Below are 26,287 nucleotides of genomic sequence, written 5' to 3' on the forward strand. Positions count from 1 at the left end.
AGATACCGCTGTGTCCGCACGATTGGACTCCCGTTACCGCGCCCGCGCGGTGAACTCCCTCGGCGACGCCGAGATCGACGTGCTCGTCATCGGTGGCGGGGTGGTCGGAGCGGGCGCGGCCCTCGACGCCGCCTCCCGCGGCCTGACCGTGACCCTGGTGGAGGCCAGGGACTTCGCCGCGGGCACCTCGAGCCGCTCCAGCAAGCTCATCCACGGCGGGCTGCGCTACCTGGAGCAGCTCGATTTCTGGCTGGTGCGAGAAGCGCTGAAGGAACGCGGCCTGCTGCTGCATCGGCTCGCACCGCACCTGGTGCGCCCGGTGTCGTTCCTGCTGCCGCTGCGGCACCGGGTGTGGGAACGCGCCTACATCGGCGCGGGCGTCGCCCTGTACGACACCATCGGCGGCGCACGCGCGCTGCCGATGCACCGGCACCTGTCGCGCACACGCGCGCTGGAGCTGGCACCCGCGCTGCGCGAGGACGCGCTGACCGGGGCCATCCGGTACTACGACGCGCAGGTCGACGACGCCAGGCACACGATGATGATCGCCCGCACCGCGGCCCAGCACGGCGCCACCGTGCTCACCCGCACCAGAGTGACGGGGCTGCTGCGCGACGGCGAGCGCGTCGTCGGCGCGGAGGTCACCGACCTGGAGACCGGCCGGGTGCACACCGTCCGCGCGCGCCGGGTGATCAGCGCCACGGGGGTGTGGACCGACGAGATGAACCGGATGACCGGCGTCGAGTTCCCGTTCCACGTCCGGATGTCCAAGGGCGTGCACATCCTGGTGCCGCGCCACCGCCTGAATCTGGACACCGGCCTGATCATGCGCACCGAGAAGAGCGTGCTGTTCGTCATCCCGTGGGGCGGGCACTGGATCATCGGCACCACCGACACGGATTGGTCGCTGGACAAGGACCACCCCGCCGCCAGCAACGCCGACGTGCGGTACCTGCTCGACCATGTCAACCGAGTGCTGCGCGAACCGCTCACCCGCGACGACATCGTCGGGACCTACGCGGGGCTGCGGCCGCTGCTGTCCGGCGCGTCGGCCGACACCGCCACGCTCTCCCGCGAGCACGCGGTCGCCGAACCGGCGCCCGGTCTGTTCGTGGTAGCGGGCGGTAAGTACACCACCTATCGGGTGATGGCCGCCGACGTCGTGGACGCTGCGGTGGCCGGGCTCGGCCGTGCGGTCGCCCCTTCGGTGACCGAGCACCTGCCGATCCTCGGCGCGGTGGGCTACCACGAACTCGCCGCCGACCTGGACAGCTTGGCGCAGCGCGCGGGCCTGCCCCGGGCGACGGTCGAGCGTCTGCTCGGCCGTTACGGCTCGGCGATCACCGACCTGTTCGACCTGATCGCCCGCGAACCGGAACTGGGCAAGCCGCTCACCGGCGCTCCGGAGTACCTGGGCGCGGAGGCGGTGTACGCGGTGACGCACGAGGGAGCTCTGCATCTGGACGACGTGCTCACCCGCCGCACCCGCATCTCCATCGAAGCGGCCGACCGCGGCTTGGCCGCCGCCGCCGAGGTGGCCTGGCTGATCGGCGCCCACCTCGGCTGGGACGGCGCGGCGACCGAACGCGAGATCACCCGGTACGGCCACCGGGTGCACGCCGAACTGGCCGCCAACCAGGCCGCCGACGACGTGTCCGCCAACGCCGCACGGCTGGTCGCCGTCGTCTGAGCCCGCCGGCGTGGCACGGTTCCCGCGCGCAACCGTGCCACGCCGGGCTACTCGTCCGATCCGCTGTGCCCGCGCGGGGTCGATTCGTCGGTCTCGAGCTCTTCTCCGGTGGGGTGCTCGTCGGCATGCGTCGGCTTGGTGTGCTCGTCGGCGAAATCCGCGTCCTGCTGCATCGACTCCGCCGTCGTCGGATCGAGATTCGGTGTGCTCATACCGCGCGCGTACCCACCCACGCCGCCGCGACGCAGACCTGATCCACACGCACGTCCGGTCGCGCACCTCACGCGAAAAGCGCACTTCGAGGGCGTGGCGGTTGACCTCGAGTGGGGTTGAGGATGGACAGTGGTTCCATGACTCGTCCAGCGGATTTCTGGAATACCGTCTACGACAACGACACCGCACCTTGGGTGATCGGTGAACCGCAACCCGCCATCGTGGCCTTGGAGCGCGAAGGGGGTATCAGCGGCCGCGTCCTCGATCCCGGCTGCGGCGCCGGTGAGCACACCATTTTGCTGACCAGGCTCGGTTACGACGTGCGTGGGATCGATATGTCGCCGAGCGCGGTGGCCTACGCGCGCGCCAATGCGGCCGCGCAGGGTGTGCCCGCCGCCGCGTTCGAGGTGGCCGACGCGCTCGCGCTCGGTGACCGGCCGGATTTCGCCGGTGACCCGCCGGGCTCCGCGCCCGCGTTCGACACCGTCGTCGACAGCGCGCTGTTCCATGTCTTCGGGACCGAGGACGAGGCGCGCGCCGCGTACGTCCGCAGTCTGCACGCGGTCTGCAAGCCGGGCGGCACGGTGTATGTCCTCGCCCTCTCCGATGCCGAGCCGGGATTCGGCCCGCGAATCAGCGACACGCTGATCCTGGAGTCCTTCCGCGAGGGCTGGACAGTAGCGGACCTGCGACCGGCACGGTACCGCGGCCGGGTCACCGACCTGGTGGCCCAGGACGCGGCGGCCCTGGAGGTTTCCGAGACGGGCCGGGTCGACGCCGCCGCGTGGCTGGCCCGCATCCGCCGCCTCTGAGCCGCGCCGCTCACACCCCTTTGGGAGCTTTGCCGCCCATGAAACCGAACAGATAGCCCGCGACGCGACGCATCTGGATCTCCTCGGCGCCCTCGGTGATCCGGTAGCGCCGGTGGTGGCGGTAGATGTGCTCGAACGGCTTGTGCCGGGAATAGCCGAGGCCGCCGTGCACCTGCATGGCGCGGTCGGCGGCCTCGCAGCACAACCGGTTGGCCCAGTAGTTGCACATCGAGACCTGCTCGGAGGCGGCGAACGTGCCGTAGGTGTCCATCGACCAAGCGGTCTTGTGGATGAGCGTGCGCAACATCGCGCACTGCGTGTGCAGTTCCACAAGAGGGAACTGGATCGCCTGGTTGGCGGCCAGCGGCTTGCCGAAGGGCTTGCGCTGCTTGGCGTAGGCCACCGACTCGTCGATGCAGTATTGCGCCGCACCCAGGCTGGACGCGGCTTGGCGGATCCGGTTCTCGTTGAAGAAGTGCTGGACCACCGCCAAGCCGCGTCCTTCACCGCCGAAGACGGCGGTGTCGGGGACGCGAACGCCGTTGAGCGCGACGCGGGCGTGATCGGTGGGCATGTTGAAGGTCCAGAGGTATTCCTCGACGACGAACCCCGGAGCGTCGGTGGGCACCAGGAACGCGGTGATGCCCGTCGCGTCGCCGGGGCCGCCGGAGGTGCGCGCGAAGATCAGGTCGGCGTCGGCGATGTGCACGCCGGTGTTCCAGGTCTTCTGTCCGGTGATCACCCAGCCGTCGCCGTCGCGGACCGCTGAGGTCTCCATGTGGGTCGCGTCGGAGCCGTGCTCGGGCTCGGTGATGCCGAAGGCGAAGAACTTCGTCCCCGAAGCCAGCCCGTCCACCCACTCCGCTCGCTGCGCGGGTGTGCCGTATTCGAGCATGAGCAGCAAACCGACGTTGTTGGCGACGATGGCGTGCTCGTTCTGCAGATCACAGTGCAGCCCCAGGCCGCGCCGGGCCAGGTGCTCGCGGATCACGGCCATGCCCAGGTTGGTGCCGTCCCGGCCGCCGTACTGCGCCGGGAAGGCGTACCGCAGGTGACCCGCGGCGTCGGCGCGCCTGCGGACCTCGGCCAGCAGCGCTTCCCATCGCGCGTTCGGCAGGCCGCCGCGCTCCCAGTCGGTGCGGGCGTCCTCACGACGGTGGTCGAAGAAGCGGATGTTGTCATCGATCTGCTCGAGCGGCGCGATCTCCCGGTCGATGAACCGGTCCAGTTCGGCGAGGTAATCGACCAGTTCGGCAGGTAGCTCGAAATCCATCGAAGTCTCTAGCCTTTCGCAGTGGGTCGGATCTGCATCAGCAGGTCCCATTCGATTTCCGAAACCCGGCGCCCGCTGGCCGCCATCACGATGTCGCGCACGCTGCCGTCCGAGTGCGCCGCGGCCTGCCCGGCCAGCCCGACCCCCCATGCGAGCGTGCACATCACCTTCCACCAGCGGAAACGGTCTTCGTCGAACTCGCCGCCCGCACGGCGGTAGCCGCGCGCGAACGCGCCGCGGCCCGCGAATCCGCCGAATTCCCGGTCGTCGGCGCGGAAGCGCCACATGCGCAGCGCGGGCCAGGCCACATCGCGCATCGGATCGCCGTGACGCTGCGCGCCTTCCCAGTCGAGCACCGCCCGCAGTCCCTCGGGACCGACGACGATGTTGCCGTTGCGCATGTCGGTGTGCAGCAGCGCGGTACGCGGCGGCGCGGGCGGGCAGCGGCGTTCCAGCCAGCGCAGCGCGAGGGCGAACACCGGCCGGTCCGCCAAGAGCGCGCGCACGTGCTCGCCCGCCTCGATCAGCTGGTGCTCGGGATCGGCGGCGGCCTCGGGCAGCCGAGCGGGGGCGGTCGCCGGATCGATGGCATGCAGGCGGCCCATGGCCTCGCCGAGCTGTTCGGCGACTCGTTCGCCGAGACCCGCCGACTCCGTCAGCCGTAGCACCTTGCGCGGCACCGTCTCTCCGTCCACCCGTTCGGAAACCACGAACGGCCCGTCGGCGTAGGCGCTGTCGGTGCAGATCGCCACCACGGGCGGAACCGGGACACCGTTGCCGCGCGCCAGCTCCCGGACCGCGGCCTCCACGTCCACGGGGACGAGCTCGATCGCGTTCGGCACGATGGTCGCGACCAAGCGCCGCTTCGCGCCTCCCATATCGGCGTCGAAGGCGACGTTACGACGGCGGGCGCCCGCGGAGAGGTATTCGACGTTCGACACCGTCACCGCGTGGCCGCTGCCCGACCCGAGGAACTCCGCCAGGCCACGTGCCAGGTCGGAACTCACTCGCCCGCCCACGCGTCGTACCCCGGCTTGGCGATCGCGAGATCGGCCCGCACCACGGAAACCAACGCCGCCCAGAGCTGTTCGTCGTCTCCTTCGGGTACCGCGGCAAGCAACTCACGCTCCTGCTCGGCCGCGGCGGGGCCGGATTCGATCTCCCTGCGCACGATCCTGGCGAGATTGGCGCCCACACGCGCCTTGTGCTGCAACCCCGCGGGCAGGGCGGGCAGCAGCGTCTCCTCGAGCAACTCGGCGAGCGATTCCAGCAACTCCGCTGCCGATGGGCGATTCTGCATTCGTTCCCCTCGGTCGATCCCGGCCCTCAGCATGGCACGCGCCGTCGCCGTCCCGATCGGTACTTTCGGCCGTCACTCCCGGTCGTCGAGCCGCAACAGCCCCGCGGTCGTCGAGCGGAAACCGCAGGCGGCGAAGTAGAACGGCGGGTTCGACACGCTGGACGGCCTTGCCGATGCCGGGAAGCTGCACTACATTCCTGCGATCGCGAGACCACTCGGTCTCCAATCCCTGCGCGACGTACCCGCGACGGCACAGCGTGGGACCCGCGTTGACGATCGGAGCCGGCTCGATGGCGATGCTGCTGTACTACCTACTCCTACCGCTGTACCTGGCAGAGGCTTTCGTCGACCTGCTGGATTGAGCGCCGCCTCACTTGTCGTCGCGTGAGTCCTCCGGTCGAGGTGGCGGCACACCCCGGGCGATACGGTCGAGGTATGTCGGTGCACAACGCCAGCGGTTCGTTCGGGACATACCGCCTCGAACGCTTGCTGGGTCGTGGCGGTATGGGTGAGGTCTGGTTGGCACGCGACCGCACCGGCGCCGCCGTCGCATTGAAGGTGTTGTCCGCCGCGTATTCCGCCGACCCGGGCTACCGGCTCCGTTTCGAGCGGGAGGCACAGGCGGGCGCTCGGGTGCGCAACCCCCACATCGTGCCGATTCGTTCCTTCGGTGAGGTCGATGGTCATCTGTTCTTGGAGATGGCCTACATCGAGGGCGTCGATTTGGCTACACGGCTACGGTCGGGGGCGCTGGCGCCGGTACGGGCGGTGGAGGTGATCGCCCAAGCCGCCGAGGCGCTGGACGCCGCGCACGCGGCCGGGCTCGTTCATCGGGATGTGAAACCGGGCAACATTCTCGAGCACACCAGCGGTTTCGTGTATCTGATCGACTTCGGTATCGCCCGGGCCGTCGACGCCACCGCGCTCACAGCGACCGGTCAGGTGGTGGGCACGTTGGGCTATATGGCCCCGGAGCGGTTCACCGGCACGGCCGAGGCGCGCTCGGATGTCTACTCGCTGGCCTGCGTGCTCTACGAAGTCCTCACCGGAAGCCTGCCCTTCGGCGACGGAGATCCGGCGCGACAGATGCGCGCGCATCTGATGTCGCCACCGCCGCGCGCATCGGTGACCGCACGCGGCGGCCCGCCTGCGCTGGACGCTGTCATCGCTCGCGGCATGGCCAAGCAACCGCTGGAACGTTATGCCAGCGCGGGCGAATTCGCCGCAGCGGCACGCGCGGCTTTGGAACAGCCCGTGTCGGCGGAATCCGCCTCTACGGGCCCGGATACCGCACAATTGGGCAGTCACCCACCTACCCGCGTCATGACCGCCCCTCGGTCGGCCGCGACCCGACCGACGCCGCGCTCGCCCGAGCCCCGAACGTTCTCACCAGCTTCAACCGCGAACCCGGATTCTCCACGAAAGCCTCCGGTCCGCCGATCGTTACCGATCGCCGCAGGGGCAGTACTCGTCGCCGCGGCAGCTCTGTGGCTGGGCGGCGATCTCGGATCCGACTCCGCTCCAGGCACTGTGACACGCGAGACTTCCGCCGAGGCCCGCACGGACGACCTGCCTCCCGCGACCGGCGGACAACCGTCGGGTCCGGCTGGTGCGGTACAGGACGGAGACTTCGCTTTTACCGTTCCCGGGGTGGTGTCCGAGTCGGCCGCAGGCGGTTCCTACACCGTCGTGACGCTGACAGTCACCAACGTCTCCCAGCGCCAGCAAGCCTTCGTCATCGCCGATCAACGCCTTATCACCACCGCGGGTCGCTCCCTCGCCCCCGACGCCACCGCGACCACCGAACTGAACGCGTCCCGCAACAGCGTCGACCGGATCGATCCCGGCAGTACTCGCACGATTCGACTGGCCTTCTACCTACCCGGCCATGACAAGGACGGGAAGAAGAACGACAAGAAGAATGACAAGAAGGACGACGTCCCGAGAGAATTGGTCCTGTACGGCGCGCCCTCGTCCCCCGGCGTCAGCCTGCCGGTCCGCTGACCGACCGATATCAGCGCAATCGAATTCGCCCAGTCGACTGGGAGTCGGAGGTGCTTCGGCGACAGCGACAACGGCTGTCTGAACTTCACCCGGCTTGCTTGGCGCCCGGCGGCTGGTGGAAGCCGGGGCCCGCCTTGGGTTCGACGTCGCGCGGGTCGATCGGTTCGCGGCAGTGGTCGCAGACGAGCATCGGCGAGGTCTCGTGCCCGCAGGTGCGATGCTCGAGGACGATGGGCTTGCCCTCCGGCCCGACCAGATGATGGTCGCCCCAGACCATCATCGCCGTGACGATCGGATACAGCTCGCGGCCCGCGGCGGTGAGGTGGTAGTCGACGCGCCCGCCGCCGTGATCGGTGCGGGTGAAGATGCCCGCGTCGATCAGCATGCGCAGGCGGCTGGTGAGCAGGTTGCGGTTGGTGATGCCGATATTGCGAGCGAAATCGCTGAAGCGGTGCACCCCGAAGAACGCCTCGGCGATGAGCAGGATGGTCCACCGGTCGCCGAGCAGTTCGACGACGCGGGTGACCGAATCGTCGGCCGGGCGCCGCAATGTCATGACGGTATTTTCGCATCCCTGCTCGGTATTGCTTTCCTACTAACAGTATCTGAATAATACTAAGTAGACCGGCGCCCGCTCCGGCCGGACAGTTGGGAGTGTCGATGACGACCACGAACCACCCGACCGACGACTACGTGCGCCTGCTCGACCCAGCGGTGCGACCGGATCCGTATCCCCTGCTCGCGCGACTACGCGACGCCGGTGCGTTCCGGATGGGGACGGCTCCGGTAGTCGTGCTGACGCGCTACGCGGATTGCGCCGCCATGCTGCGCGATCCGCGCGCGAGCGTCGACCGGTCACTGGCCCGGTTGCAACTCGGCTCGATGCCGATCTATGACGGGACGCGGGAGGACGGTGCGGCGCGTGCGAAGCCCTCGTTCCTGTTCCTCGATCCGCCGGATCACACTCGCCTGCGCCGCCTCGTGTCCGCGGCGTTCACCCCGCGGGTGGTACGGCGATTGGAGCCGCGGATCACCGAGATCGTGGACGACTTGCTCGACCAGCGCGCCCGCGAGGGCGGGTTCGACGCCGTCGACCACTTCGCCTATCCGCTGCCGGTGACCGTCATCTGTGAACTGCTCGGCGTCCCGCTCGCGGACGAAGCACGGCTGAGCGCCTGGTCCGCGCTGCTGTCGCGCACGCTGGACCCGACCTCCCGCGCGGCCGCCCGATTCCGCGCCGACCCGGCGCGGATCCAGCGCGCCGGGACCGAACTGCACGCTTACTTCGAAGATCTCATCGATCGACGCCGCCACACACCGGGCCCGGATCTACTGTCCGAACTCATCGCTGCGGAAGACTCCGGCGACACGCTCACCCATGCCGAATTGATCTCGACCTGCGCACTGCTGCTGGTCGCCGGCCACGAGACCACCGTCAACCTGATCGCCAACGCGACCCTGGCCCTGCTGCGCAGGCCGGAGGAACTCGCGGCCCTGCGCGCGGATCCGGACCGGGCGGCGGGCGTGGTCGAGGAGACGCTGCGCTTCGACCCGCCGGTCCAGCTGATCCCGCGCGTCGCCGCCGACGACCTGACCATCGGCGGCACGAGCATCGAGCGCGGCGACCTGGTGGTGCTGCTGATCGCGGCCGCGCAACGCGATCCCTCGGTGTTCGGCGACCCCGGCCGATTCGACCCGGCGCGCGAGGACCGCCACCTGGCCTTCGGCCTCGGGGCGCACTTCTGCGTCGGGGCTGCCCTGGCCCGCTTGGAGACGCGAGTGGCGTTGACCCGGTTCGCGCAACGCGTCGAATCCCCCTCGCTGCCCGTTGACCCGCCACCGTATCGAGAACACGTCAACCTGCGCGGCCCCGCGCACCTGCCCATCGAATTCGCTGCGATCCGGCCCAGGTAGTCCCGCCGGTCAGCCGTCGTAGGAGACGTGCGGCGTCCATCCGTCGGCGGGGCGGACGGCTGCCGCGTGCAACGCCGCGGCGACCCGGTCCCGCGTGAAAGCGCCCTCCCCCAGCACTCCTTCGACCTGGACGGCGACCGCCCGGATCCCCGCGGGCGCGAGTGTGGCGTCCAAGCTGGTGACCAGGTTGCGCACCGCCGCCTTCTGGATGCCGAGCGAGGCGGCTCGGTGCCACGGTTTATCCGCGGCCGCGCTGCCGGTGAGCAGCACGCGGGCGCCCTCGGACAGGAAGGGCCGCGCCGCCTGGACGGCGGGCAACAGCGCAGCGGCGCCGACGGTGAAGTCCTCGATCAGTTCGGGAATCGAGAGCTGTAGCGGATCGGCCTCTCGGAAGACGCTGGGTTGAAGTGCAACACGTCGATACGGCCGTGGCGCTCGCCCACTCCCGTGACGACCTCGCCCACGTCGGCGGGGTCGCTCAGATCCACCCCGACACCCTCCGCGTCGAACCCCTCCCCGCGCAGTTTCTCGGCCATCGGCTCGGCCTCCTCGGGAATCCGGCAGGCCAGCACCGTGGCGAAACCGTCGACGGCGAACAGGCGGGCGACCGACAGCCCGATGCCGGGACCGGCGCCGAGCACGAGGAGCACAGGAGCAGTCATGGGTCCCGAGCCTAGGTGCGCCGCCGAGCGGCGTTGTGTGCCGGGACTATTCGACGACGGCCTTGATCCGGTTCAGCGTCTCGCGCATCCCCTCGACGTTGGTCTTGCGGCGCGCCCACCCGGCCAGCGACCAGTACAGCCGCAGCACCGGATTGCTGTGCAGCTGGAACGACTCGGTGACGTCGGTGCCGCCCTCGACCGGCTCGAAGACGTAGCGCCACGTATTGACCGGCATGCCGCGCGGTCCGAGCACGGTGAACGCGAACTCCCGCCCCGGCTCGCAGGCGACGATGCGGCACACCGTCGCGTACTTCAGCCCCCAGCCGTTGCGGTTGACATGTCCGCGGAACTTCACGCCGACCGCGGGACCGGTGGCGCCGCCGAGCCACTCCGCGGCGAACGTCTCGGGACTGAATCGCCCGGTGTTCTCGATGTCGCTGACCAATTCCCAGATCTTGTCGGCGGGGGCGGCCATGCGCACCGTCACGCTGTCATGCATGCGGCGAACGCTAGCAGGCGGTACCGCCCCCGCTTCCGGGCCGAGCCCAGCCGCGGCCACGCGTGCCGCCCAGCCGTCCACGTCGGCCAGCCACTGGCCAGGCTGCAGCACCCAGCACGTGGCGAGTAGATCGTGGCCGAGGTGCGCGAGGGCCGCGTGTTCCGGCCAGTAGTCCCGCGTCCACTCGGGGTCGTCGGTCGCCGAGTCGATGCCACTGCGGACCACACCGACCAGCTCGAACTGCAGATGCTGGACCAACACCCACGCTCGAGCGTCCATCGGCTTGCGACGCAGCCGGTCGAGCAGGGCGTGGGCGGCGGCGCGCCCCCGGCGATCCATCCAGCGGAAGGTGCGCCGATGCCCGTACGGCGCCACCCCGTACAGCGCGAGCACGGCGACGGCGACGCCGAGCACCGTCTCAACCAGCCGATCCCGGATCACCGGTCCGATCGGTCCGCCCGTGGTGGCGACCCCGCCCGCGATCAGCGCGACCGGGGTGATGAAGACGACGGCCAGCGCGTAGTTGCGCGGCACGAACAGCTCGATACAGAACTGCAGCGCGGCGATCAGAACGACCAGCGCGTAACCGGTCGGCCCGAGCTGATAGATGAGCGCGAACAGACCGAGGCCCGCGATCGTGCCGACGAACCGGTGGATCGCGCGCACCTGCCCGCGCACTCGATCGGGCCCGGTTTGCAACACGATCAGGGCGCTGAGCACCGCCCAGTGCGGCCGCTCCAGACCGAGCAGCGCGCTCAGGCCGCCCGCGCCCAGGCAGCCCGCGGCAACGCGCATCGCGCTGATCGTCGCGTGCGAGGAGAACGACAGGGAACGCCGCAGCCGGAAGCCGACTCCGGGACGGGCGAACGAGACCAAGGGATCGACAAGCAGATCGTCGGTGTCGTCGTCGGGAACGTGCCCGGCCAGCCTGCGCCGGGCGGTTTGCAGGGTGGCCAGCAGCTCGGCTTCCCCGGGATCCGAGGGCGGACCCGCGTCGTAGACCGCGGCCCACGCGTCCGCCATCGCCGAGCCGGCCCGGTGGCGCAGCTCGATCGCGGGCGTCCCCGCCTCCCGCGCCGCCACATAGGCGTCGACCGCGCGGACCGCGGCGTCCACCGCCACGCGTTCGGGCTTGCGGCGATCCCGCAGCACTCCGGCCATCGAAACGACGACCGACGCGACGACACCGCAGGCGGCGCACAACAACAGCGTCGCCATCGCCGTCCCGGTCTCGACGGCTTTCATCGACCCCGCACAGACCAGTGCGAAGAACAGCGCGCCCGGCGGCCCGAGCCGCAATGCGTCGATGACGAAGACCGCCACCACCGCGATCGCCGACACCACGGCCACCATCAGCAACGACGCACCGAGTCCCGTATCCAGCAGGCCGCCGATGAGCGCGCCGACGCCGCTCGCGGCGAGCAACGCCACACCGGCGGCCAGCACGACCCTGCCGCGCACCCGGAACGGGCGCCCCTCGCCATAGAGCACAGCGAAGGCGCCGAACATGACGAACACCGCCGTGTCCGGACGGCCCAGACCGGTGATGATCGCGGCGGGGACAGCGAACGCCACCGCAGCGCGCAGCGCCACGCTCCACCGCCGGCCCGCGGGCGGCAACGCGAACAACAGCGAGCCGACGCGGCCCCTCGGTGGCACCGGATCCGGGTATGTCGCGGCCACCTGCTGTCCTCTCTGGTCAGGACGAATCCGGTCCGGACGAATCCGGTGCGGACAAATCCGGTGCGGACAAATCCGGTCTGGACGGACTGCCTGGTGCACACCTTAGATTCGTGGCATGACCGCCGACGCTCATATTCCCCTACCCACGCGCGTCCACGCCTTCGGCGACGACGCGCTCGGTGATCACGACGCCGTCACCCTGGCTTCGCTGGTGCGCGACGGGACGGTCTCGCCACGCGAACTCGCCGCTGCCGCCGTGGCGCGCGCCGAGCAGGTGGAAAAGCTGGCGGCCGTCGCCTACCCGAGCTACGGGAAACCTCTGCTGCCCGCCGACCGGACCGGCACTTTCTACGGCGTGCCCAGCTTCGTGAAAGACAACCTGGACGTGGCGGGCATGCCGACGAACCAGGGCACGGCCGCGTTCCACGCGACGCCCGCTCGCGCGCACAGCGGCTACACCCGGCAATTCCTCAGCACCGGCCTCACCGTCCTCGGCAAGAGCGCCATGCCCGAATTCGGCTTCAATGCCAGCAGCGAGTCGCCGCACGTCGCGCCCACCCGCAACCCGTGGCACACCGACTACTCGGTGGGCGGCTCGTCGGGCGGGGCGGCCGCGCTGGTGGCGGCGGGTGTCGTACCGATCGCGCACGGCAACGACGGCGGCGGATCGATCCGGATTCCGGCCGCGTGCGCCGGGCTGGTCGGCTTGAAACCGACGCGGGGACGGCACGTGGTATCCGGGCTGGCTCGCACGCTGCCGGTGGATATCGTCAGCGAAGGAGTGCTGACCAGGACCGTGCGCGATACGGCGGCCTATGCCGCGGCGGCGGAACGCTATTGGCGCAATCCCGCGCTGAAGCCGATCGGCCGCGTCGACGGTCCCGCGAACCGCCGCATGCGGATAGCGCTCGTGCTCGACAACATCGCGGGACCGCTCGCCGCCGGCCCGACCCGGGATGCCGTCGAAAGGGTTGCGCGCACGCTCGAAGCCTGCGGCCACTCGGTCGAACCGGTGCCCCTGCCGTTCGACGCCACGATCGAGAACGCTTTCCTGCACTACTGGGGCCTGCTCGCAGCCCTGGCCACCACGACGGGACGGCTCGTCGACCGGAGGTTCGACGCACGGCGCGTGGACGACCTCACGGTCGGTCTCCGCGCCCTCTTCCTGCGCCGGGCCCTGCACGCCCCGCTTACGATTCGCCGGTTACGGGCGGCGACGGCCACCTACGAACGGGAACTCGGCCCCTACGACGCGGTGCTGCTTCCCACTCTGGGCCACACCACACCGGAGCTCGGCTATCTCAGCCCGACCGTGCCGTTCGACGAACTCATCCAGCGGCTGCGCGCCTACGTCTGTTTCACCCCGATCAACAACATCACCGGAACGCCTGCCATCACGGTTCCGGCGGGCCTCACCGCCGCCGGGGTGCCCATAGGAGTCCAATTCGCCGCCACACGCGGCAACGAGCGCACCTTGCTGGAGCTGGCCTATCTGATCGAAGCGGAACAGCCGTTCCCACGCCTTCTCCCCTGAGCCCTTCCCACTCGACTTAGGTTAGGCTAAGTTCTTTTCCGGGGGATTCGGACGGACTCGGCCGCAGGCCGGAGAGGACGAGATCATGGGCGCGAACGTCGATCTGACGGGAGTCCCGGAAACCATGCTGTGGACGCTCTACAACCGGGCGTCGGAAGCGAAACGGGCGGATGGCATTCTGCGCGACCCGGACTGCGTCCGGATCTTCGACGCGCTCGAGTACGACTATGCGCGAGCCTTCGGCGCACCCGACGGCACGCACGCGGTGCGATCGCTGCGGTTCGACCTCGCACTGCGGCCGTGGCTGGCCGAACACCCCGGCGGGACCGTGGTCGAACTCGCCTCGGGACTGGAGACCCAGTTCCAGCGGTGCGACGACGGACAGGTGCGCTGGCTGTGTGTCGATGTGCCCGAAGGCATCGCGCTGCGCGAACGGTTCCTTCCACCGAGCGAGCGCTGCCGTCACCTGCCGATCAGCGCGTTGGACACAGCCTGGCTGGACGAGGTGGAGGCCGACCGCGGCGTCTTCGTCACGGCGCAGGGGCTGCTCATGTACTTCGAGCCCGACGAGGTGCGGCGCCTGTGCATCGCGATCTTCGACCGACTGCCTGGCGCGGAATTCCTGTTCGACATCATCCCGCCATGGTTCTCCCGCAAGACCATGCGAGGCTTCCGTAAAACACCGCACTACACCGCTCCCCCCATGCCCTGGGGCGTCAAGCGCAGCCGGGTGGCGGCACTGCTGCGCGAGTGGAGCCCGCGGGTGGCCGAGGTGAGCGTGTCGTCCTACGGACCTTCCCGCGGCCCGCTCGCGGCGAGTCTTCCGATATTCGAGCGCCTTCCGGTGCTGCGCGACATCCCGCCCGCCATCGTCCGTGCGCGTGGCGCCGAGTAGGTCAGGGGGCGCCGACATTCGCCCCGGACGACGGGCGGTCGCGGTGCACCGGACCGTGGGCGTCGTCGCAGTGATCCTCCAGCACCGGCAGCAGGCGCTGCTCGTGCACGGCCGCCGACGGGCCGACGACATGGGTATGGTCGACCTGCAACGTGGTGTGGGTGATGCCGTAGGCGTCGTGAAGCAGATGCTCGATTCGCTGACGCAGCCCGTGACAGTCGGCGCCGGCCCGGACCAGCACGTGCGCCGACAAGGCGATGTCACCGGAGGTGATCTGCCAGACGTGCAGATCGTGCACCTCGTCGACGCCGTCGATGTCCACCAGCCTGCGCCCGAGCGCGTCCGGATCGACGCCCGCCGGCGCCGCCTCCAGGAAGATCCGGCCGGATTCGCGCACCAGCCCGAGCCCCGCCTTGACCATCAGCGCGACGACGATCAGCGTGGCGATCGCGTCCGCCCTGGCGAAGCCGGTGGTCAGCACGACGAGGCCGGCCACGGCGGTCGCGATGAACCCGTACAGGTCGTTGAGCACATGCTGGAAGGCGCCCTCGACGTTGAGGCTGGAACGGTTGGCCTTGCTGATCGCCCAGGTGGCCACGATGTTGACCACGACACCGGCCAACGCGGTCACCAGGACGAGCCCGCCGGTCACCTCGGGCGGCTCCAGCAAACGGCGCACGGCCTCGTAGGTGAGCCAGCCCGCCAGCACGAGCAGCGTGACGCCGTTGGCCTGCGCCGAGAGGATCTCGGCGCGCTTGTAGCCGTAGGTGTACTTGCCGTTCGCGGGGCGGGCCGCGAATCGGATCGCGATGAGCGCGAGCACAATGGACGCGGCGTCGGTGAGCATGTGCGCCGCGTCCGACAGCAAGGCCAGCGAGTTCGCCAGCACGCCGATCACGACCTCGACCGACATGAACCCGACGATCAGGGCCAGCGCGATGGTCAGCCACTTGCGGTCGGCCTCACCGGACAGCCCGTGCCCGTGCGCGTGACCATGTTCGTGCCCCATCGACCCAGCCCCTTCCATCAATCACCGAAATATATGCGCATGTTTGCATCTGTCATGTCAGCTTAGCTGACCCTGCGCGGCGCGCGATAGCGCAGCCAAGTGAGCTGGATCACGTTGCATAGGGGTTCGGCGGCGGGGTCAGCCGAGCAGGGCGTGCACTGCCGCGTATGTCGACACAGTGGCGATCAGCCCTGCGGAAACACTTGCGACCACGTTCACCGCCGCGAACAGATACGCTCCCCGGTCGGCAAGCCGCACGGTCTCGTAACCGAAGGTGCTGTAGGTGGTCAGCGCTCCGCAGAACCCGGTGCCGAGCAGAACGAACAGCGAGGAGGGCAGTGCGGTCCCGGCCCCGGCGAGCGCGCCGAGCACGAGACAACCGAGCAGGTTGACCAGGAAGGTGCCCCAAGGGAACAAGCTGTCACGGCGATCTTGCACCGCCCGGTCGATCAGATACCGCAGCGGCGCGCCGATCGCGCCGCCCACGAGGACCAGCAGCACGTTCATCGCGCTCCTTCCCGTGTCTGCCGCAGGCGCTCATACCCCGCCCTGGTGAGCCACATGGCGGTGAGCGTGGCGAGCAGAGCGCAGATCAGCGTGCCCGCCAGATAGCAGGTCGCGACGAGGATCGCGCCTGTCCGCAGCAGCTCGCGAATTTCATTGACATAGGTGGAGAAGGTCGTGAATCCGCCCAGCACGCCGACGCCGAGGAAGGGGCGCAGCAACCGATGGGCGGCCCAGATCTCGGTCACCGCCACCATCAGCACGCCGATCGCGAAGCAGCCCGCCACATTGGTGAGAAAGGTGGCCGACGGGAAGTGTCCCGGCTGTGCGGGCAGCCACTGAGCGAGCCCGTAGCGAGCGAGCGCTCCGAGCGCTCCGCCCGCGGCGACGACCACCGACACCGGGCCGTGCGTACGCCAGAACTCCCGCGCGGGGTTACGCGCGCGGCCCGCGGTGTCGATCGGTTCGTCGGTCGGTTCCCCGCCCACCGCGCATCTCTTACCCGAGGTGTCCGGAGCAGCGCCACCCCAGGTCACGACGCGGCCGCGCTCATCGGTCCCCGGCCTGTCCGGCACCGTCGTGCGCGACGAGTACCGAGCAGCCGACGTGGCGTGCGGCCTTCTCCGCGGTGCTGCCCATGAAGCGGCCCCAGATGCCCGAGTGCCCGCTGCGCCCCACCACCAGCAGGTCGGCATCGTGGTCGGCGGCGGCGGTGGCCAGTTCCCGCGCGGCCTGACCGGCGCGCAGTTCGGCCCGCACCACGATGCCGCGCCGGTCGGCGGCCTCGGCGGCGGTGGCGAGCCAGCGGCGACAGGTCCGCTCCCCGAGCGAGCGTTCGTCCTCCATCTCGCCGACCACCGGACCGTAGTGCGGCAGATGCTCTTCGACGGCCACGACCGTGAGCGTGCAGTGCTGCACCGCCGCCAAGTCGAGCGCCATCGTCAGGGCGGCCCTTGCGCCGGGAGAGTCGTCGTAGCCGACCACGATCCGCTGGAACACCTCTTCATTGTGATCCCTCGGGTGGGCCGGAGCCAGCACTCGGGCAACCCTTTGGCAATCATGCGGTGGCCGTGGATCGCTCCGCCGCGAGCACTTCGGCGGCCGCACGCTCCCCGGAACGGATCGCTCCCTCGATGTAGCCCGACCATTCCGTGGCGGTTTCGCTCCCGGCCCAGTGGATCGCGCCGACCGGGTGGCGCAAGGCCGAGCCCAGGGTGGTCAAGACGCCCGGCGGGTAGAAGGCGCCGTAGCCGCCGCGGGCGTATGGGTCGTCGGCCCAGACCTTTTCGTGCCATTCGAGCGGTTCGCGGGCAGCGTGCCCGAAGGCCCGTACCAGTGAACCGATGATCATGGCGCGTCGCTCGCTCGCGGGAAGGGCGGCCAACCGCTGCGCGGCCCGGCCCGGCACCAGCGCGCCGAGCACACCGGGACCACCGGGGCGGGTGGCGTCGAAGGTCACCGGCACGGGATCGCGCAGGTTCAGCGACTGCCCGGTGAGCCGGTCGTCACGCCAGAACGGCCGCTCGTACACCGCGAACGATTTCAGCACCGAGCCCATCGGCATGCGCTGGGTCAATTGGTCGCGCGCGGCGGGCAGCGGCGGATCGTAGGCGATGCGTCCGGCGAGCGCGGGCGGCACCGCCACGATCACACGCTCGGCCCGCACGTCACCGGCGGCCGACTCCACCCGCACACCGCCTGGTCGGCGCCGAATCGTCGTGACCGGCGCGCCGAGACGCAGCGCGTCACCCATCTCCGCGGCCATGGCCAGCGCGGGCCCGTCGGCGCCGTCGACGAACAGTCGCGTCACCGTTTCGGCGGTGATCCCCGCCTCGACGCCGCCCGCCGAGCGGATCGTAGTCAGCAGACCGAGCATGGAGATGCTGCCGACGTCGACGCACAGTTCCTCGCCGATCATCACCTCGGCCAGGTTCCGGGCGCGCCGCTGGGGCACATTCCGGCGCAACCAGGTCGCCGCGGTCATCGCGTCCAGCCGGTCGGCGCCCGGCGTGGTCCACGGGCGCGCGAGGTCGACCCGGGCGGCCATCCGTTCCAGCCGCCACATGGCCTGGGCGAGCACGACGAGCACGAGCGTCGGCAATGGCGGGCGCGCGCCGTTGAACGGCCGCCGGACCACTCCCTCGACCATCAGGTCGACCCCTTCGGGTGGCGCGTATATCGCGGCGCCGTACTCCTCGGCCAGCGCGGCGAGCCTGCCGTGCGCACCCGAGATCCACTGTCCGCCGAGGTCGACGGCCCATCCGTCACCGACCCGCGCGGTCAAGGTGCGACCGCCCGCACGATCGCTCGCCTCCAGGACGACGACGTCCCGGCCGGCCGCTCGCAACGTCCGCGCCGCGCACAGTCCGGCGTATCCGGCGCCGACGACAACGACGTCCGCACGGTCCATTGGTGGCCTCCCGTCGCCGCACCGTAACTCGACAACCACTGTCGATCACGCATCGCCGATCCGCAACCGGCACGGTGATCCGGGCCGCAGGGACTGCGCATCGCTGCCACGATCCCGATCCGGCGCGAGGCGTCCGATTGCCACAACGTCCGATCCGCTGTTCCAGCGCAACCGACCGCTCACCCGCCTGTCCGCCGCGTAAGCCCAGAAGGCGCTCGGCGACGGCCGCCGAAACCGCGGCCGGAAACGAACCGATCGCCGAAGGCACTGCGCGGCTGCCCATCCTCCGCCCGGCAGCATGACTCCCGGCGCGGCGGCTATCGCGTCAAGGTGGCGAGGGCGGCGAGGGCGGCCTCCTGAAATGTCGCGGCCAGCGTGCGCGGCGGGGCCGTGACACGTCCGCGTACCCACTGCCTGCAGTACTCCTGCGCTGGTCCGACACAGATCGCGTGGGCGACCGGATAGCCGTCCTCGCCCACGTCCGCGGTTGCCCGCAGCTCTCGATACCGACGCTCCAGCGCACCGAAGAAGACCCGATTGTGTTGTGCCAGTTCCGGCTCCGCAGCCCGCGCGACCTCGTCCGGCAGCGTGGCGAACAGGAAACGGGCGAGATCACGATGATCTTCCACCCAGCCGAGATGGGCCGCGAGCATCGCGCGGATCGCCTGCTCGGCGCCGACGTCGGACGTGTCGAGAACCTCCAGCACCGTCCGCTGATAGTCGAGCATGCCGAAGACGTAGACGGCGGCGGCCAATTCGGCCTTCGAGCCGAACGCGTGGAACATGCTGCCGCTGGACAAACCGAGACGATCGCGCACGCCCGCCACCGTGAACGCCGGATAGCCCTTGGCCAGCAACTGCCGCGTCGCTTCGGCCAAGATCCGCTCGCGGGTGCCCACGGCCGTCTAGCCGTCGAACTCGGCATCGATGCCGGACCGCACCGCCGCGAGCACCTGAGCACGGACCCGCAGCTTCGTCCCGGTGTGCGCGGCGAAGTCGATTCCGGTCAACCGGTGCGCTTCGGCCGTCGCGCGCGTGCGCAGGTCGTCCGCGTCGGCGGCGAGCACGTCGAGGAAGCCGAGCTCTCTGGCCTCTTCGGGTCCGACCAGGATCCCGGTGTTCGCCGCGCGGTCGAATCCGGGGGCGGTGAGCCGATGCCGTGCCAGCTCCACGCCGTAATGCGGGATGGTCAGCCCGATCGCGACCTCGTTGAGACCCACTTTGAAATCCCCCACGACGCCGAACCGCACGTCCGTGGCCAGCAGCGTGAACGCGCCCTGGGCGATCGCGTGCCCCGGGCATGCCGCGACGACGGGATACGGGAACCCCAGCAGCCGATGGACGAGGTTGCCGCCGGCACGCAGGGTTCGGCGGATGTCGTCGGCGGAACGCGAGAACGTCGCCAGGTCGTAGCCCGCGGAGAATACGCGTGGGCGCCCGGTCAGCAGGACGACGGCGCGGTCGGCCTCGGCTCGGTCCAGGGCGGCGGCGATGGAACCGATCATGTCCTCCGACATCACGTTGGCCTTACCGTCGTCAAGCGTGATCGTGGCGACCCCGTCTTCGAGCTGGTAGGTGGCGAGTTCGGTCATGGCAGCCTCCTCTAGAGCGATGCTCTAGAGTATCACTCCAGAGGGGCTGGCAGCTATCCACGGGCTCCCGGTCACGGAGCCAGTTTCGGACAAGGTGTCGTTGTGGCAACGATCCGAAACGGCGACCGCGGATCGACCGATACAGGACACACACGATGCTGCCGAAAGAGCCTGGCGCGCGCGGGCTTCGGACTAGCCTCGGGACAGGCTCAGGTGGAGGAAGCGACATGACCGCAGCAACCGTCATCCGTCCGCTGGCGCCGAGTGAGGCGATCTTCGCCAACAGTGAAGTCCTCGTCGGCTATTCGATTCGGATCGCGGGTCGGTTGGATCTCGCTGCCCTATCGGCGGCATTCGAAGCCGTGGTGCGCTCCCGCCCGATCCTCGGCGCCCGCTTGGAGCCGGACGGGTGCGGTGGGCATTTCCTGCTCGAATCGCCGAGCGCCGCACCCGAGATGACGGTCACCGAGGGTGATCCCGAGCAGTTGCTGACCGGCGCCCGGCTGGATCAGCGCAGAGCGCTCGCCTCGCTGTGCGTAGTCCGCGACCGCGACTCCGCGGGCGTCACTTTGGTGACTCACCACAGCGTCGCGGATGCCTATCATTCGCTGGCCGTGTTCGCGGAGCTGTGGTCCTGCTATACCGACCTCGTCCGCGGGCAGTCGGCCGAATCGGAGCCACACGGCTTCCCGCGATCGGTGGAAGACCTGCTACACGAACGCGGCGTGCGGAAGATCGGCACACCGGTTCTGCCGTACCGTCCGATGGGCGTCGCTCGGACCTTCTCCGGCCCAGAAGATCCCGACTACCTCCTCCCCCGCACCGCGCGCTGCAGGCTGACCCGCGCGCAGACCGCCGCGCTGATCGAGCTCGGGCACCGGGAGGGCACCACGATCAACGGCATCGCCTCCGCCGCGATCCTGCTCACCGAGGCCGAGTTGCGCGGGCTGCCGCTGACCGACCTGGCCTACACCTATTCCGTCGACCTGCGCACCCGGGTGCGGCCGCCGATCGGGGCGACAGAAGGCACCAACGTACTCGGCTTCGAGAACTTCGTGCCGGGCCCACGGACCGGCGCGACGCTCGTCGAACTGGCCCGCGCCATCAGCGACTCGCTGCGCGCCGGACTCGACACGGGCATGGTGCAACAGACCCCGCTGCACATTCCCGAGATCGCCGCGGGCCCTCCGCCACGCGCACCGGGCATCGTGCTCGCCACCAACTGGGGACGGGTGCCCAGACCGCGCGTGCCGGAGGACCTGCGAATCACCGACTTCCGCTCGATCATGCTCGGCAAGCCGGACAAGACCGGGCACCGGCTGCAACAGCCGAGCGGCACCATCATCATCAGCACCTTCGACGACCGGCTGAGCATCGAGATCCACCACCCCGAGGAAACCACCGATGAACAGCGGCTGCGCGTCCGGCTGCTCACCACCCACCTGTCGGGTTTCAGCGCGGCAGGCGCCGCATAGCGCGCGCCGCGGACGTACGGGACAACGTCTGCAACGGATCGGTGAGCAAGTCGGTGAAAGCCAGTTCCGCGGCCCCGATCAAGGTCGCGTCACCGCCGAGTGCGCTGGTGCGCAACCGGACCCGTTCGCGGACGGCTCGAAGGCCGTTCACCGCCACCCGGCTGCGCACCTGCGCCGCGGACGCCAGGTAGATCTCGCGCAGCACGCCACCGAACACCACCATCGACGGATTGAAGATGTTCACCAGATTGGCGACGCCGCGGCCGAGCCATTCGCCGACCTGGTGCAAGGCGTCCCGTGCCGCCGCGTCGCCGCGGGCAGCCGCCTCGATGATCGCGTCGACCGCCGCCTGCCCCGAGGGTTCGGTCCGTCCCGCCGCCGCGATCAACCCGAGTTCGCCCGTTTCGACCTCCAGGCAGCCCCGGGAACCGCAGGCGCACGGCCGCCCGGCCGGATTGACGATCATGTGCCCGACTTCCCCGCCGTAGCCGCCTTCCCCGCTGAGCAGTTCACCGTTGACGATGATGCCGCCGCCGATACCCACGTCGCCGTGCAGGTAGATCAGGTTCGCCGAGCCTTCTCCCGCACCGCGTTCACGCTCGGCCAGCGCTCCGAGATTGGCGTTGTTGCCGACCGCGACACGGAGGCCGAGATCGAGTTCCCGTGTCATCTCTGCGCCGAAGGGGACGTCCACCCAGCCGAGGTTCGGCCCGTAGCGCACCACGCCGTCCTCCTCCCGGACCATGCCGCAGAACGCGACGCCGACGCCCACGCACACGGCGTCCGCGGCAGCCGCACCGATCACCTCCCTGGCCATCGTCACCAAGGCGGCGATCACGTCGCCCGGGTCGAACGTCCCACCCGGACGGGTGGTCTCGATGCGATCGAGCACCGAACCGCCCAGCCCGACCCGTGCCGCGATGAGGCGGTCCGCGCCGACGTCCAGCGCGACGACGTAGACCCGCTCCGACCGCGGCCGCACCACCAGTGACGGCCTGCCCGCCCGTCCGGTCTGCCCGGGCAGTTCCTCGCTCACCAGGCCTGCCGCCGCCAGGTCCGTGGTGAGCGCGAGGATCGTGCTGCGGTTCAACCCCATCCGCTCGGCGAGCGCGGCGCGCGACACCGCCCCGTCACGGTGGACGTGCCGCAGCAACCCGGCGAGGTTGCGCGTGCGGATCTCCTCGGGAGAAGGTGCTGCTCGCATTCACCGGGCTTTCGTCACGGGGCTGACATTCATCGAAGCAGGAGCGCACGTTTACGGGACATGGCGTCCACTCCGGCGGCCGAGAGCAGGACAAATCCTGGTCACAACGCATCTCGTGCCCGCGCTGTAGTCCATCAGCCCCATCCCGTTGTCGATCACCGCGACCCACCGCGGCGCCGAGCACCGCCTCCAGCATCCGCTCCTTCGAAGGAATGGAGCCCCTTCCGCAATCCCCTCATCGAATCGCGGAAGGGGCGTGCGGTATCAGATCCCGTTGTCCAGCGCCTCGAACACCTGCTCCAAGTACTTGCGGTCCACCATGCCCCAGCGAGCGGAGGTCTTGCTGTCGGGAAGGATCACGCCAGTCCGGGTTCTACCCGCGGACTCCGCCGTATCGTCGCCGCACGCCGTGAGCGTGGCGGCAAGCAGCGCGAACAACAGCGCCGCCGCGCTGAACATGCTTTCGCATGAGCGGGTCTCTCATCTCCGGCCGGAGAAGTCTCCGGCCGGTCGGAGCGGACCGAATGTTGTTCACAGCAACATATTAGACTGTGATGCAGCGCACAACACCTGTTCTGTTGTTCCGGATGGCAATCTCGCCACGCGTACGTTCGCTCGGGTGGAAGCCGTTGCGCCACCGCAGGGAAGACGTGCGGAGAAGGCGTGAACAGGGGTGTCGGACCAGCGCCGACCGCCACGCGCGCGGACGCCACCAGGCCCGGGCGGCCCCGCGCCCGGCATCTGACGCGCGCGAGGAAGGCGTCCGCGCGAAACAGACCACCGGGGATCGGGCGCATAGCGGGCCTCCGGCACAGTACCCTTGGCAATGAATCATGGCGCGGTAGCGACAGACTGGGATCCGGGAGGGGAACAGTGGACACGCTCAAGCTCGACCCGGCGGCGATGGCCGCCTACACCGCGATAGCGGACGCGGTGTCCAAACAATTGGCGTCGGCGGCCGCGGTCGCCTCCGGCGCGGTGGATCCGGACCGGCTGGCCGCCGATCTCGGGCTCGTCGGCGCGGAATTCGCGGCGCGTTTCTCCGCGGCCGTCTCCGAACACGCGGAGGCGTTGTCGACCGCGGGACAGCTGGTCGGCGCCTACGGCCAGGTCCTGCGTGGTTACAGCGAGGAGGCGCAGGGTGTCGACGCCGCGACGGCGACGGCGATCACCCGGTCAGGGGAGGAACTGGCATGAGAAGCCTGATGGGACTGCGCAAACGGTCACACGCCACCCAGCCCGCCACCGAGACCCCCCGGCCGCTGAGCACCGAACCCGGTGTCGACCCGCCGATCGTCGCCGCGCTGGTCAAACCGCTGTTGACGCTGCGTTCCTCGCTCGGTACCGGTGTCGGCGTGCCGAGCGCGGCAGCCACCGGCGCACTCTCGGCCGCCTCCACACAGGTGGCCGATACCGAAGGTCCGCACCGCGAAGGCCTGCACGCGCTGGAATCGACCTGGACCTCCCGCGCCGCCGACAGCGCGGTGCCCGCGATGCGCACCACCCAGACCCAGATCGGCGACATCTCCGACCGGGGACCCGCCTATCTGTCCGTCCTCGCCGACGCGCACGCCACCTCCGGGCGCGCGGCGCGGCAAGTCGACCAGATCATCGCCGACTTCCGGCGCGACGCGCGGGAGATCCTGGGCAACGCGACCTCCGCGCCGGAGACCGACGCCGTCATCGCACGGGCCACCCAGGCGCTGCGCGACGCGCTCACCACGGTGACGGCCGCGCGTACCGAGATGGACGATCACACCAGGAAACTCGACGCGATGGGACCGCTCACGGTCACCTCACCGTCCGGCGTCACGCAAGGCCAGGCCGTCTACCCCGGTAGCACCGGACAAGTCGTGCCCGGCACCACGACGCCCGCCACCACGACGCCCGGCACCACGCAGCCCTTGGACCCCGCACAGGCCGCGCAACTGCAGTTGCAGCAGCAGCTGATCTCCGCGGGCGTGCAACTGGGCACCACGGCCATCAACGCGGGCGTCGACATCGGCACGCACATCATCGACAAGATCGCCGAAGTCGGCATCCACAGCATCGACACCGTGGCGGCGGCCGCGGACAAGGCGATCCCGGAACTGATCAACCCGGGTTCCACCACCAACTCCGGCACGAACGGCGACGACTCGAAGAACTCCTCGAAGCTGTTCGACTTCGGCGGATCGCAGGACCACAAGTCCTCGACCGGCCCCGGCTCGGTGGCCCCGCCGGGCAATTCTGCGCCCGCCGGGAGGGCGGACGTGCCGAAGCCGGAGAGCAGGCCCGCGCCCGCGGTGGGGCCGCCCTTCGCCGACTCGACGCCGCCCGCGCCCGCGGGCCGCCCGGATCATCCCGGTCATCCCGGCACGACCGGCGGCATGGTACTGCCGCCCGCCCCGCCGCCGGGTGGCAACGACCACGAGCACAAGCCGCGCGACGGACAGCTCGGCGTGACCATCCCGTCCGCTGTGACAGCGGTCGTACCGGTGCTGGGCGAATTCGACGATGACACCCCCTGACCGGGAGCATCCCAGTCAGGCCGCCGGTCAAGGTAATCCGTTCGACACGGGTCTGCCGATGCTGCGCATTCCCGCGAGCAAGCCCTCGAAGCGCCGCCGTTCGGCCGGTCGCCGCAAGCAGATTCGCCGCCGCGAGCCGCAGCACGAGGCCGCCGAACCCCCGCGAACCCCGCAGCGGCCGCGTCTCGGCGAGTGGGAGCAGTGGCTCGATCCGGCGCCTCCGGCCGCGCGCCCGCCGCAACCGGCGGCCGCGCAGCAACGCCGCACGCCCGCCGAGCCCGAGCCGGCCAAGGCCGAGGACAGCCCCGTCAAGGCGCCCGGCATCGTCAATCGGTCCGGAGTCCATCCCGGCACCCCGGTGCGCCATCCGCGTCGCACGGATCAACAGCGCGGCAACCGCACACTGACCGCCCTGATCGTGCTCGCCATCGTGGTCGCCACCGTCTCGATCGGCGTGGCCATGATCTACGGTTCCGAGGCCGATTCGCGCAAAACGGCGGCGACGTCGCAGTCGCGTGCGGCCGGACCCGCGCCGGCCACCTCGGTATCCACCTCCCGGCTCAAGCCACCGTGGGCGATCGCGACGCCGGGGTGCGAGCAAAAGCGCACCGCCGACGTCGTTTCCGGTACCGATCCCGGCGGCACGGGTAGCGGTCCCGACGCCATCTTCGCTTTCGAGTACGCCTATTACGCCGAACGGTCCGGGTACCGGGCCCGCGCGGTGGTCGCCCCCGACGCGGCGGTGGCCTCCGCCGATCAGATCCAGCGCGGTATCAACCAGGTGCCCGTCGGCACTCGTTACTGCGTGCATATCTCCCGGGCGGGGGACGGTCCCGACGGTCAAGCACGGTGGGAAGTCCGGTTGACCCAGCAGTTTCCCGACGAGGAGCCGTACACTTTCACGCAGTTCATCACGACCCGGACCGGAACGGATCAAACGCTGATCACCGGGATCATGGCGGGCTGACCCGCGCTGCTCCGCGCGATGTCGAGCCGAAACGCTCCCGTAGCGCCCCATACCGCCGCCCGCGCGGAATCTATTTGCGAACACCTCTATTCACAGAGTGCGCGGTGCTCTAGATTCCTCTGTGAGAGTGCGTATTT

27 protein-coding genes and 1 pseudogene are annotated in these 26,287 nt (G+C 69.9%); 10 read left to right on the top strand and 18 right to left on the bottom strand.

All coding sequences use genetic code 11. The annotated features are described in order from the left end of the window. Positions 1-10 precede the first annotated feature (10 nt). Complete coding sequence (gene glpD / locus GVY39_RS13770; protein WP_159924250.1) at positions 11-1,690, top strand: glycerol-3-phosphate dehydrogenase; 1,680 nt, start codon at positions 11-13, stop codon at positions 1,688-1,690. A gap of 47 nt (positions 1,691-1,737) precedes the next feature. On the opposite strand, the gene GVY39_RS33895 is transcribed toward glpD, so the two are convergent. After that, positions 1,738-1,902, bottom strand: coding sequence for a hypothetical protein (locus GVY39_RS33895; protein ID WP_195071544.1), 165 nt, complete (start codon positions 1,900-1,902; stop codon positions 1,738-1,740). 138 nt (positions 1,903-2,040) lie between these two features. Here GVY39_RS33895 and GVY39_RS13775 point away from each other — a divergent pair, with 138 nt between their 5' ends. Then, entirely contained in the window at positions 2,041-2,715 is a 675-nt protein-coding gene (locus GVY39_RS13775) for a class I SAM-dependent methyltransferase (protein WP_159924252.1), read from the top strand. Positions 2,716-2,725: 10 nt separating this feature from the next. On the opposite strand, the gene GVY39_RS13780 is transcribed toward GVY39_RS13775, so the two are convergent. From GVY39_RS13780 to GVY39_RS13790, 3 genes are read right to left on the bottom strand one after another with little or no spacing between them, the layout of a single operon-like run. Continuing rightward, positions 2,726-3,988: an acyl-CoA dehydrogenase family protein gene (locus GVY39_RS13780; protein WP_159924254.1), complete on the bottom strand. Its 1,263-nt coding sequence runs from the start codon at positions 3,986-3,988 to the stop codon at positions 2,726-2,728. An 8-nt stretch (positions 3,989-3,996) separates the two neighbouring features. Beyond that, positions 3,997-4,995: a phosphotransferase family protein gene (locus tag GVY39_RS13785; protein WP_159924256.1), complete on the bottom strand. Its 999-nt coding sequence runs from the start codon at positions 4,993-4,995 to the stop codon at positions 3,997-3,999. Then, positions 4,992-5,288, bottom strand: coding sequence for a DUF6285 domain-containing protein (locus GVY39_RS13790; protein WP_159924258.1), 297 nt, complete (start codon positions 5,286-5,288; stop codon positions 4,992-4,994). Before GVY39_RS13790 ends, GVY39_RS13785 begins: the two co-directional genes overlap by 4 nt. Positions 5,289-5,723: 435 nt before the next feature. On the opposite strand from GVY39_RS13790, the gene GVY39_RS13795 reads away from it, so the two are divergent. Then, a complete protein-coding gene (locus GVY39_RS13795; RefSeq protein WP_159924260.1) occupies positions 5,724-7,292 on the top strand; it encodes a serine/threonine-protein kinase in 1,569 nt (522 codons plus the stop codon). A gap of 85 nt (positions 7,293-7,377) precedes the next feature. Here GVY39_RS13795 and GVY39_RS13800 read toward each other — a convergent pair whose 3' ends face one another. Continuing rightward, positions 7,378-7,848 (bottom strand): helix-turn-helix domain-containing protein, encoded by a 471-nt coding sequence (locus GVY39_RS13800; protein ID WP_159924262.1) that lies wholly within the window; start codon positions 7,846-7,848, stop codon positions 7,378-7,380. 104 nt (positions 7,849-7,952) lie between these two features. Here GVY39_RS13800 and GVY39_RS13805 point away from each other — a divergent pair, with 104 nt between their 5' ends. Continuing rightward, positions 7,953-9,206 (top strand): cytochrome P450, encoded by a 1,254-nt coding sequence (locus GVY39_RS13805; RefSeq protein WP_159924264.1) that lies wholly within the window; start codon positions 7,953-7,955, stop codon positions 9,204-9,206. Positions 9,207-9,215: 9 nt separating this feature from the next. On the opposite strand, the gene GVY39_RS34975 is transcribed toward GVY39_RS13805, so the two are convergent. From GVY39_RS34975 to GVY39_RS35255, 4 genes and pseudogenes are all read right to left on the bottom strand, one after another. Next, complete coding sequence (locus GVY39_RS34975) at positions 9,216-9,524, bottom strand: SDR family oxidoreductase (RefSeq protein ID WP_255466155.1); 309 nt, start codon at positions 9,522-9,524, stop codon at positions 9,216-9,218. Positions 9,525-9,556: 32 nt separating this feature from the next. Then, positions 9,557-9,868 (bottom strand): SDR family NAD(P)-dependent oxidoreductase, encoded by a 312-nt coding sequence (locus GVY39_RS34980; protein ID WP_255466156.1) that lies wholly within the window; start codon positions 9,866-9,868, stop codon positions 9,557-9,559. 46 nt (positions 9,869-9,914) lie between these two features. After that, the gene (locus GVY39_RS35250; protein ID WP_159924439.1) at positions 9,915-10,367 is read right to left on the bottom strand and encodes an SRPBCC family protein; all 453 of its coding nucleotides are present in this window, start codon (positions 10,365-10,367) and stop codon (positions 9,915-9,917) included. A gap of 399 nt (positions 10,368-10,766) precedes the next feature. Then, a pseudogene (locus tag GVY39_RS35255) lies at positions 10,767-11,876 on the bottom strand (FUSC family protein); the annotation flags it as partial. Positions 11,877-12,165: 289 nt separating this feature from the next. Between GVY39_RS35255 and GVY39_RS13825 the strand changes: the two are divergent. Beyond that, on the top strand, positions 12,166-13,584 hold the full coding sequence (locus GVY39_RS13825; protein ID WP_159924266.1) for an amidase: 1,419 nt from the start codon (positions 12,166-12,168) through the stop codon (positions 13,582-13,584). An 85-nt stretch (positions 13,585-13,669) separates the two neighbouring features. Further along, positions 13,670-14,479: a class I SAM-dependent methyltransferase gene (locus GVY39_RS13830; RefSeq protein ID WP_159924268.1), complete on the top strand. Its 810-nt coding sequence runs from the start codon at positions 13,670-13,672 to the stop codon at positions 14,477-14,479. A 1-nt stretch (position 14,480) separates the two neighbouring features. Here the strand turns inward: GVY39_RS13830 and GVY39_RS13835 are convergent, their stop codons facing one another. The 7 genes from GVY39_RS13835 to GVY39_RS13865 all read right to left on the bottom strand — a co-directional run bounded on the left by GVY39_RS13835 (position 14,481) and on the right by GVY39_RS13865 (position 19,994). Then, the gene (locus GVY39_RS13835) at positions 14,481-15,488 is read right to left on the bottom strand and encodes a cation diffusion facilitator family transporter (RefSeq protein ID WP_201295219.1); all 1,008 of its coding nucleotides are present in this window, start codon (positions 15,486-15,488) and stop codon (positions 14,481-14,483) included. Positions 15,489-15,626: 138 nt separating this feature from the next. After that, positions 15,627-15,995, bottom strand: a complete 369-nt coding sequence (gene crcB / locus GVY39_RS13840; RefSeq protein WP_159924270.1) for a fluoride efflux transporter CrcB — start codon at positions 15,993-15,995, stop codon at positions 15,627-15,629. After that, positions 15,992-16,480 (bottom strand): CrcB family protein, encoded by a 489-nt coding sequence (locus GVY39_RS34360; protein ID WP_369412151.1) that lies wholly within the window; start codon positions 16,478-16,480, stop codon positions 15,992-15,994. The genes crcB and GVY39_RS34360 overlap by 4 nt, the downstream gene beginning before the upstream one ends. 61 nt (positions 16,481-16,541) lie before the next feature. Next, positions 16,542-16,991 carry a universal stress protein gene (locus GVY39_RS34365; RefSeq protein ID WP_159924274.1) on the bottom strand — a complete coding sequence of 150 codons (450 nt, stop codon included), beginning with the start codon at positions 16,989-16,991 and terminating at the stop codon, positions 16,542-16,544. A gap of 58 nt (positions 16,992-17,049) precedes the next feature. Beyond that, positions 17,050-18,402, bottom strand: a complete 1,353-nt coding sequence (locus tag GVY39_RS13855) for an FAD-dependent oxidoreductase (RefSeq protein ID WP_159924276.1) — start codon at positions 18,400-18,402, stop codon at positions 17,050-17,052. 317 nt (positions 18,403-18,719) lie between these two features. Continuing rightward, the gene (locus GVY39_RS13860) at positions 18,720-19,301 is read right to left on the bottom strand and encodes a TetR/AcrR family transcriptional regulator (protein WP_159924278.1); all 582 of its coding nucleotides are present in this window, start codon (positions 19,299-19,301) and stop codon (positions 18,720-18,722) included. Between the two features lie 6 nt (positions 19,302-19,307). Continuing rightward, entirely contained in the window at positions 19,308-19,994 is a 687-nt protein-coding gene (locus GVY39_RS13865; protein ID WP_159924280.1) for a crotonase/enoyl-CoA hydratase family protein, read from the bottom strand. 227 nt (positions 19,995-20,221) lie between these two features. On the opposite strand from GVY39_RS13865, the gene GVY39_RS13870 reads away from it, so the two are divergent. Next, positions 20,222-21,469, top strand: coding sequence for an acyltransferase (locus GVY39_RS13870; RefSeq protein ID WP_159924282.1), 1,248 nt, complete (start codon positions 20,222-20,224; stop codon positions 21,467-21,469). On the opposite strand, the gene GVY39_RS13875 is transcribed toward GVY39_RS13870, so the two are convergent. Then, positions 21,447-22,673: an ROK family transcriptional regulator gene (locus tag GVY39_RS13875; protein ID WP_159924284.1), complete on the bottom strand. Its 1,227-nt coding sequence runs from the start codon at positions 22,671-22,673 to the stop codon at positions 21,447-21,449. The genes GVY39_RS13870 and GVY39_RS13875 overlap by 23 nt on opposite strands. A gap of 264 nt (positions 22,674-22,937) precedes the next feature. Then, positions 22,938-23,132: a hypothetical protein gene (locus GVY39_RS13885; protein ID WP_159924286.1), complete on the bottom strand. Its 195-nt coding sequence runs from the start codon at positions 23,130-23,132 to the stop codon at positions 22,938-22,940. A 414-nt stretch (positions 23,133-23,546) separates the two neighbouring features. Between GVY39_RS13885 and GVY39_RS13890 the strand changes: the two genes are divergently transcribed. Genes GVY39_RS13890 through GVY39_RS13900 form a run of 3 tightly spaced genes read left to right on the top strand, consistent with a single transcriptional unit; the run spans position 23,547 to position 26,150 of the window. Then, positions 23,547-23,870, top strand: coding sequence for a hypothetical protein (locus GVY39_RS13890; RefSeq protein WP_159924288.1), 324 nt, complete (start codon positions 23,547-23,549; stop codon positions 23,868-23,870). Next, positions 23,867-25,183, top strand: coding sequence for a hypothetical protein (locus GVY39_RS13895; protein WP_159924290.1), 1,317 nt, complete (start codon positions 23,867-23,869; stop codon positions 25,181-25,183). The genes GVY39_RS13890 and GVY39_RS13895 overlap by 4 nt, the downstream gene beginning before the upstream one ends. Further along, positions 25,170-26,150, top strand: coding sequence for a hypothetical protein (locus GVY39_RS13900; protein WP_159924292.1), 981 nt, complete (start codon positions 25,170-25,172; stop codon positions 26,148-26,150). Before GVY39_RS13895 ends, GVY39_RS13900 begins: the two co-directional genes overlap by 14 nt. Positions 26,151-26,287 lie beyond the last annotated feature (137 nt).

This window comes from Nocardia sp. CY15 (genome assembly GCF_009829295.1).
Lineage (GTDB): Bacteria > Actinomycetota > Actinomycetes > Mycobacteriales > Mycobacteriaceae > Nocardia > Nocardia sputi.